Origin of the sequence: Sphingomonas endophytica (assembly GCF_001476895.1) — a bacterium.
Classification (GTDB): Bacteria; Pseudomonadota; Alphaproteobacteria; order Sphingomonadales; family Sphingomonadaceae; genus Sphingomonas; species Sphingomonas endophytica_A.
The window spans coordinates 1-633 of the sequence record NZ_LDTB01000247.1 but is presented as its reverse complement, the minus strand read 5'-3'; the positions used below and the strand labels follow the sequence as shown (position 1 = coordinate 633).

Below are 633 nucleotides of genomic sequence, written 5' to 3'. Positions count from 1 at the left end.
CCATCACGATGGGCGACGAGCGGGCGAAGCTGGTCGACGCCATCATCAAGCTCGGGGCGAGCCTCGGCCTCTCCACCACCGCCGAGGGGATCGAGACCGACGCCAGCCTCGACTGGCTGTCCGACCAGGGCTGCCATTTCGGCCAGGGCTACCTGTTCGGCCACGCCATGCCGAAGGCCGAGATGGACGACGTGCTCGCCGCCGCGCGATCCCCGGCCCCGTTCCCGGATCTGGCGCGGGCCTCGTGAGGCGTGGGACGCCGCCCGCGCGGCGTCGCGCGGGTCAGCGCGGCGCCCGGTAGGCGGAGCCGTCGGCGGCCCCGAGCGGGTGCTCCACGAACCGGCCCGTCTCCGGAACCGCGACCCGGTCGCAATCCTCCGCCAGGGCGTCGAGGGCGCGGCGCATCTCGGGCCCCTTCAGCGGCCGGCCGTGCCCGGTGATGACCCGCTCCGGGGCGAGCGCTGCGAGCGCCCGCACCGACGCGCGCGCCGCCGGCCAGTCGATCGTCAGGTACATCGGCGGCCCGTGCAGTTCCGGCGCCTGCGTGGCGACCGCGTAGGCGGATTCCTGCGCCGTGGTGATGAAGGCGTCGCCCGCGATCAGCGTCCGGTCGGACTCGCGCCAGAGCGAGAC

At 75.0% G+C, this 633-nt stretch carries 2 protein-coding genes; one reads left to right on the top strand and one right to left on the bottom strand.

Features of this window, described 5'->3' with window-relative positions; translation table 11 throughout:
• On the top strand, nt 1-248 hold a 248-nt coding region (locus NS334_RS17010), incomplete at its 5' end, for an EAL domain-containing protein (RefSeq protein WP_153002827.1).
• A 34-nt stretch (nt 249-282) separates the two neighbouring features.
• Here NS334_RS17010 and NS334_RS17005 read toward each other — a convergent pair.
• A partial coding sequence (locus NS334_RS17005; RefSeq protein WP_153002826.1) for an MBL fold metallo-hydrolase occupies nt 283-633 on the bottom strand: 351 nt, incomplete at its 5' end.